Genomic DNA, 6,535 nt, shown 5'->3' with positions numbered 1-6,535 from the left:
TGACTATCTCTGCGAGCAGTTACGCTCGCCTAGACTGATTGTTGCGTAAGTCCTAATAAAGAACTTCAAGAAATCGAAGTCGTTAAAGGTAATTATTACGATAGAAATGGTAGAGTAGGGATTACGGATGACCAACTACATGATTATATTATCAATATCTATAAAACTATTATGTATAGAGGAATAAAGGGAACTTATATTTACTGTTACGATGAAAATCTTCGGGAATACTTTCAGAGCTTTATTGACTAGCGTTGGAGTTATATCTTTAATATAGTTTATATTTGGTAGACAAAGCTTAGAGCATACCTACTAACTAGGTTGCTAGAGTCTGTTGGACATTAGTAAAATCACTCTGTCTGATCAATATTAATATTCTAATATTGGTCAGACAGAGTGATTTTACGTGAAGGAGCTATTATCTTGTCTATTGATGCCTTCTTTCTTAATTTGAATATTCAATTGATCTAAATGCAAAATTTTTTAGCTTGTACAAAAAACCTCAAACAATCTAATGCTTGAGGCGAAACTTGCTTAAACTTAACAGTCTAAATTCGTTTTAAATATGGCGCAGCGGACGGGACTCGAACCCGCGACCCCCGGCGTGACAGGCTAGTAGTCTAACCAAGTAGTGGACTGATACTGATTATTTACTAAAATAATGGTGGGTGATGACGGGTTTCGAACTACTGACATCCTGCGTGTAAATCAGACACTATAACAACTGCGCTAATTAAATATTACTGTAAGTGCTGTTGTATATAAGAAGAATAATTTAGTACAGACAGTCTCAAGAACTCGTATTTGATGATGCTCTACTAACTTGATATAGATATTTTTGATAGCATCAGTGCTAATTTTATTAGGATGAGCTACTGTATTTTTAAAGGATTGTTATAGTGCCCATGGCAGAATTCCAGCTTAACTTTTTAAGACGTATTCAGTGGCTGCTTGAATCTAGCTCATATACCTCGACCTATAAATTTGCCTTATTGATGGCAATGGTTAATCTGTCTATAGAGTCTGGAATTAATGATGACAGTGCACACAGTATTTCTTATGAGCAGTTAGCAGAGCAGTTTATACAGCTTTACTGGACACAAGCATTACCATACTCAGATCAAAGTAGTGATTCTGTACTCAGACAAAGCAGTACAACAGGGCAGGCTAGTGTTATTAATAGCATTCTAGATTTGCAGCATAAAACTAAGACAACCAGCCTAACTATAGCTTACACACAAAATATCAAACTATGGCAATCCACTATCAAAGGTATTTCCTCGACTATCAAAAAGTACCCCGCAAGATATCTGCAAAGTGCGGAGGACAAAGTTAGTCGTGAGTTCTTATATGTTTATGACTCAAAATCAAAGGTAATAACTTTAAAGCCTAGTATTGCATACTGTTTTACACGCTTTAGTAAAATAATTAATAAGCTATGCCAGCAATACTGGACAGAGTTCGTACGTAAGAACAGTCGTAACCAAATACATTTTAGTGATGATATTGATTTGCAGCAGTTCTTGTTTAATCAATCGCGCCAAAGTCTAAAATTGTTAATACCTATCCTGATTGATACTCAGCAGGGACAGTGCTTCTATTGTCATAAACCCTTGAGAAACAATATCGAAGTTGATCACTTTATTCCTTGGTCGAAATATCCAATTGATACGACTCATAATTTCGTACTTACGGAGCATAGCTGCAATAATAGTAAGCGTGATTATCTGGCTGAAGAGCTGTTTTATGAAAAGTGGCTAGAACGCAATCAACAACATGGCCATACGATTGAGCAGGAAGCAAAAATTATAGGTTTTACGACCAATCAACTTCGCTCTGAAACAATCAGTCAGTGGGCTTATCAAATAGCAGTGGAACATGAGGATCTAGTCTGGTCACCAGAACCAAGTATAAAACTACGAACTATTAACCCTAGTTTACTGCCTAGGCTTAGGGGCTGATAAGTAAACTTATTATTATCTACTGGACTAAAATGAAAACTATAGAAGTTGTTGCCGCCATTGTTGTTAATGATGGGGAAATACTGTGCGCTCAACGTGGCAAAAATAAGCTGGGTTATCTTTCTGAGAAATTTGAGTTCCCAGGAGGTAAGTTGGAAAGTGATGAAACGCTAGAACAAGCATTAGCTCGTGAGATAAGGGAAGAGCTTAATATGTCGATTAGCGTTGACCGTTTATTACTAACAGTTGAACATGTGTATCCAGACTTCAAAATTATTATGCACAGTTTCATTTGTTATACGCAAAGCCGTGCTTTGTTATTGAATGAACACTTACAAGTACTTTGGTTAGGTGTGAACGAGCTTGATTCGCTGGATTGGGCTGCTGCTGATATTCCAATTGTAGAGCAGCTAAAGGCTACTATGTAATGAGCGATAAAATTCAAGAGCTACAAAATGCGCTGATCTCTGGCTTTATAGATCATACGCGAGCTTCGAAGCATACTTTTAAACCAGAGTTACTAGTTAATGATGGTCAAGGTAGAAAGGTTTTAACTTCAATTAACTCGCATTTGCAGTTCTGCGATAAGTTCTGGTTCTCTGTTGCATTTGTCACCACCAGTGGTATCGCTTGTCTAAAGCAACAGTTGATGGAACTCGAAAGAAAAGAGATTCCTGGACGTATACTTGTTTCGCAGTACCTCAATTTCACCCAACCAGAAGCATTGCGTGAACTACTGAAGTTTAAAAACTTAGATGTGCGAATTGCAACAGACTCTAACTTCCATGCGAAAGGATATCTATTTAGCTCATCCGATATCCATCATTTAATTATTGGCAGCAGCAATCTAACAGCAAACGCTTTGACATCAAATAAAGAATGGAATTTGAAGGTAAGCTCTAGTAACTCTGGTTCTCTTTCTCAACAAGCTATACGTGAATTCACGCAGGAGTTTGACTCTGCATTGCCTGTAACATCCGAATTTATTGAGCGTTACGAACTACTATACCAGCAAGCCAAGGCACTCTCTCAGCAAATAAAAGAAGAGTGTAGTCATGAGTCTGAAAAATCTATTGAACCGAATAAGATGCAGCAAGAAGCTCTGGGAAACCTGATAACGTTGCGTGCAGAAGGTAAGAATAAAGCATTATTAATTTCTGCTACTGGGACCGGGAAGACATACCTATCTACTTTTGACGCACTAAATGTAAACCCTAAACGCTTACTATTTATCGTTCATCGCGCAAACATAGCTAAGAAAGCTTTACAGACCTATCAATCCATTTTTAAAAACGACAAAACATTTGGTTTGTATAGCGGTCAATCAACGGACTCTGAGAGTGATTATATATTCTCAACCATACAGACTCTCTCCAGAGAAAATCATCTGGCAAGATTTTCTCCTGATGCATTTGATTATATTGTTATTGATGAAACTCATCGTGCTAGCGCCTCATCGTATCAAAAAATATTGGATCACTTTACCCCTAAGTTTCTTCTAGGCATGACGGCAACTCCAGAGCGGACCGATGATAGCGATGTATTTGAGATTTTTGATCATAATATTGCCTATGAAATTCGCTTACAGAAAGCTCTGGAAATGGATATCTTGGCACCATTCCATTACTACGGTGTGACAGATCTGAGTATTGATGGCGAATCTATAGATGACACTTCAATGCTCAATCTGCTTATCAGAGAAGATCGTGTTGAGCACATTCTTCACTATATTGATCGCTATGGCTGTGACAATGGTGATGTTCGTGGCCTTGTGTTCTGTTCTAATATCCAAGAGTGTAAGGCCTTGGCTGAGATCTTTAATAGGCATGGTTTACCATCCATTGCATTGACTGGGGAGAACTCAGAAGAACAGCGTGATTTTGCAATAGAACGTTTAGAATCCTGTAATCCAGTAGATAAGCTTGATTATATTTTTTCTGTTGGTATTTTTAATGAAGGAATCGACATTCCCTGTATCAATCAGATCGTAATGCTGCGTCCAACAGAGTCGGCAATCATCTTTGTTCAGCAGCTAGGTCGAGGTCTAAGAAAAGCACAAGATAAAGACTATCTTACCGTTATAGACTTCATTGGTAACTACAAAAACAACTTCATGGTACCTATCGCTTTATACGGTGATGAATCCTACAATAAGGATACACTGCGTCGCTTACTAGCTAGAGAAAATTGTTTCATTCCAGGCTCGTCCACAATAAGTTTTGACAGAGTTGCAAAAGAGCGTATCTATCAAGCGATTGATACTGCGAATCTGCAAACCAAAAAAGATCTATTGAAAGACTATAACTTACTTAAATATAAGTTAGGTTACGCACCTATGATGATGGACTTTATTCGTCATGGTTCCCGGGACCCTTTTTCATATGTGGAGTATGCCAAATCCTTTTATCATTTTGCCAAACAGCAAGAAAAAGATGCCTTACCGGCTCTTAATGATAACGAGCTAAAACTAATTAGTACCTTCTCAAAAGATATTAATAACAGTAAGCGTATTGAAGAAAGTTTGGTGTTACGTGCTCTTCTTGCAGACGAAGTGATTACGGTTGATGCTTTGGCATTGACTATAAAAGAGCGATACGGTTATAAGATGAACTCTGATGTCGTATCGTCAGTGATTAACAACCTCAACTTAGGTTTTGTGACCGAAAAACATGAAAAAGAATTAAAGCCTGTAGGTGAAATTTATGGTTTTAATGTGGTTCAATTAAGAGAGAGTACGTTCTATTGGCATCCTGACTTCTTAGTCTATTTAGCCAACGCCACATTCGTACAGTTTCTAATAGATAATACAGATTATGCTATTTATCAATTCAGTGAGCAGTTCAAACTTTCTGACTTTGTTAATGGATTTCAGTTATATCGCAAGTATTCACGTAAAGATGTTTTTAGGATTTTAAACAAGTCGGTTAATCCTCTCGCTCAGAATGTTGGTGGTTATATGGTTAGCCAAGATAAAACCAATTGCCCTATCTTTGTGAACTATCATAAATCTGAGGACATCGCTGACACTATAAAATATGAAGATGACTTCATTAATGAGTCTGTATTTAGTTGGATGTTTAAATCGAGACGAACGTTAAACAGTCCAGAAGTACAGTTATTCAAAGCGCATCATAGTGGATTTCGTATTCCTTTATTTATTAAGAAACACAACGATGAAGGAAATGACTTTTATTATATGGGCGACATGTCACCAAGAGCTGAAAGCTTTGAACAAACCACTATCTCTGGCGTTTCTGTGGTGAAAGTCGAGTTCGATATGCATACAGAGGTTCGAAGTGATATCTATAAGTACTTAATTGATGAGTAGAAAAGTAAGCTTTATCGCTTGAAATGAGCCTTTCCTAAAAAGTGTGTAACTGCTTATAATCCACTAACCGGAGAATAAGCAATGACTAACCAATCTGACATCAAGAAACTGGCCGAGCAAATGGCCAGTAGCATGAAAAGCTTCGATGACATCAAAGACTTTCAAAAGCAGCTCATGCAATCCTTTATCGACACTGCCCTTGAAGCTGAGATGGAAGACCATCTCGGCTACCCCAAGCATGAGAAAGCAGACAAGCCTAATAAGCGCAATGGGCACACTAAAAAAACCGTCCGTAGCGACACAGGCGATCTTGATATCTCCACCCCAAGAGACCGTCATGGTGACTTTGAACCTACACTGGTGCGCAAGCATCAAAGTCGTATTAGTGGCCTTGATGACAAGATCGTATTCCTTTACGCCAAGGGTCAAACCACCACCGAGATTGTAGAGAGCATTAAAGAACTCTACGATGTCGACATCTCAAGCTCTCTTGTCTCAAGAGTCACCGATAACATATTAGAGGACATTACCGCTTGGCAGAACCGGCCGCTGAGCAGTGTTTATCCTATCGTCTATTTGGACTGCATCGTCGTTAAGGTGCGCCAAGACATTCCATTATAGCAGTCTACTTTGAGTGGCCTATTAATTTATTAATTGGTCTTACTAGGAAGTTTAAGGGATATGCTTATCAAGGTTTAATATGAACCGCCCCGACTTTATCGGAGGCTGATTTACTTGAATCAGGCAGCAATGCCTGACAGGATTAAATTATCATAATACCGCTTTTCAAACTCAAAAGGCGACACATAGCCAATCGTACTATGAATGCGAGTTTTGTTAAACCAATCGACCCATTCAAGGGTTGCTAATTCAACATCACACGCATCCCGCCACTGCTGTTTTAAATATTCAATCACCTCCGTTTTATAAAGTCCGTTAACCGTTTCAGCCAACGCATTATCGTATGAATCACCAGTCGTGCCGACAGAAGCGATGATACCAGAGTCACACATTTTGTCAGTATAGCGAATGGATAAGTACTGAACCCCTCGATCACTGTGATGAATGACATCCTTAGGGTTGTTCCTGTCTGCTATCGCCTGATTTAGCGCAGCCATAACCATATCCGTGTTCATGCGATTAGATACTTTCCAACCGACAATGCTACGGGCAAACACGTCAATAATAAAAGCGGTATATACCCAGCCGCTAGTTGTTTTTATATAGGTGAAGTCAGCTACCCATA

The 6,535-nt window shown here is 38.6% G+C and carries 6 protein-coding genes; 5 read left to right on the top strand and 1 reads right to left on the bottom strand.

Features of this window, described 5'->3' with window-relative positions; translation table 11 throughout:
- Positions 1-72: 72 nt before the first annotated feature.
- The 5 genes from EI164_RS17515 to EI164_RS13950 all read left to right on the top strand — a co-directional run bounded on the left by EI164_RS17515 (position 73) and on the right by EI164_RS13950 (position 5,910).
- Positions 73-252, top strand: coding sequence for a hypothetical protein (locus EI164_RS17515; RefSeq protein ID WP_413038466.1), 180 nt, complete (start codon positions 73-75; stop codon positions 250-252).
- Positions 253-905: 653 nt separating this feature from the next.
- Positions 906-1,961 (top strand): HNH endonuclease, encoded by a 1,056-nt coding sequence (locus EI164_RS13965; protein WP_225739312.1) that lies wholly within the window; start codon positions 906-908, stop codon positions 1,959-1,961.
- Positions 1,962-1,993: 32 nt separating this feature from the next.
- Positions 1,994-2,389 carry a (deoxy)nucleoside triphosphate pyrophosphohydrolase gene (locus EI164_RS13960; RefSeq protein WP_192520535.1) on the top strand — a complete coding sequence of 132 codons (396 nt, stop codon included), beginning with the start codon at positions 1,994-1,996 and terminating at the stop codon, positions 2,387-2,389.
- Positions 2,389-5,289, top strand: coding sequence for a DUF3427 domain-containing protein (locus EI164_RS13955; protein ID WP_192520534.1), 2,901 nt, complete (start codon positions 2,389-2,391; stop codon positions 5,287-5,289). Before EI164_RS13960 ends, EI164_RS13955 begins: the two co-directional genes overlap by 1 nt.
- Positions 5,290-5,370: 81 nt before the next feature.
- Positions 5,371-5,910: a transposase gene (locus EI164_RS13950; protein WP_225739311.1), complete on the top strand. Its 540-nt coding sequence runs from the start codon at positions 5,371-5,373 to the stop codon at positions 5,908-5,910.
- 119 nt (positions 5,911-6,029) lie between these two features.
- On the opposite strand, the gene EI164_RS13945 is transcribed toward EI164_RS13950, so the two are convergent.
- On the bottom strand, positions 6,030-6,535 hold a 506-nt coding region (locus tag EI164_RS13945), incomplete at its 5' end, for an IS3 family transposase (protein WP_192520533.1).

The organism is Psychrobacter sp. FME13 (genome assembly GCF_014861395.1).
Lineage (GTDB): Bacteria > Pseudomonadota > Gammaproteobacteria > Pseudomonadales > Moraxellaceae > Psychrobacter.
Note: the sequence above shows the minus strand (reverse complement) of the source record. Positions and strands in the feature narration are given on the sequence as shown.

What these genes read in the sequence shown, in the direction of transcription:
- EI164_RS13965 (WP_225739312.1), top strand. Translation starts at nt 906, where the DNA reads ATGGCAGAATTCCAGCTTAACTTTTTAAGACGTATTCAGTGGCTGCTT.
- EI164_RS13960 (WP_192520535.1), top strand. Translation starts at nt 1,994, where the DNA reads ATGAAAACTATAGAAGTTGTTGCCGCCATTGTTGTTAATGATGGGGAA.
- EI164_RS13955 (WP_192520534.1), top strand. Translation starts at nt 2,389, where the DNA reads ATGAGCGATAAAATTCAAGAGCTACAAAATGCGCTGATCTCTGGCTTT.
- EI164_RS13950 (WP_225739311.1), top strand. Translation starts at nt 5,371, where the DNA reads ATGACTAACCAATCTGACATCAAGAAACTGGCCGAGCAAATGGCCAGT.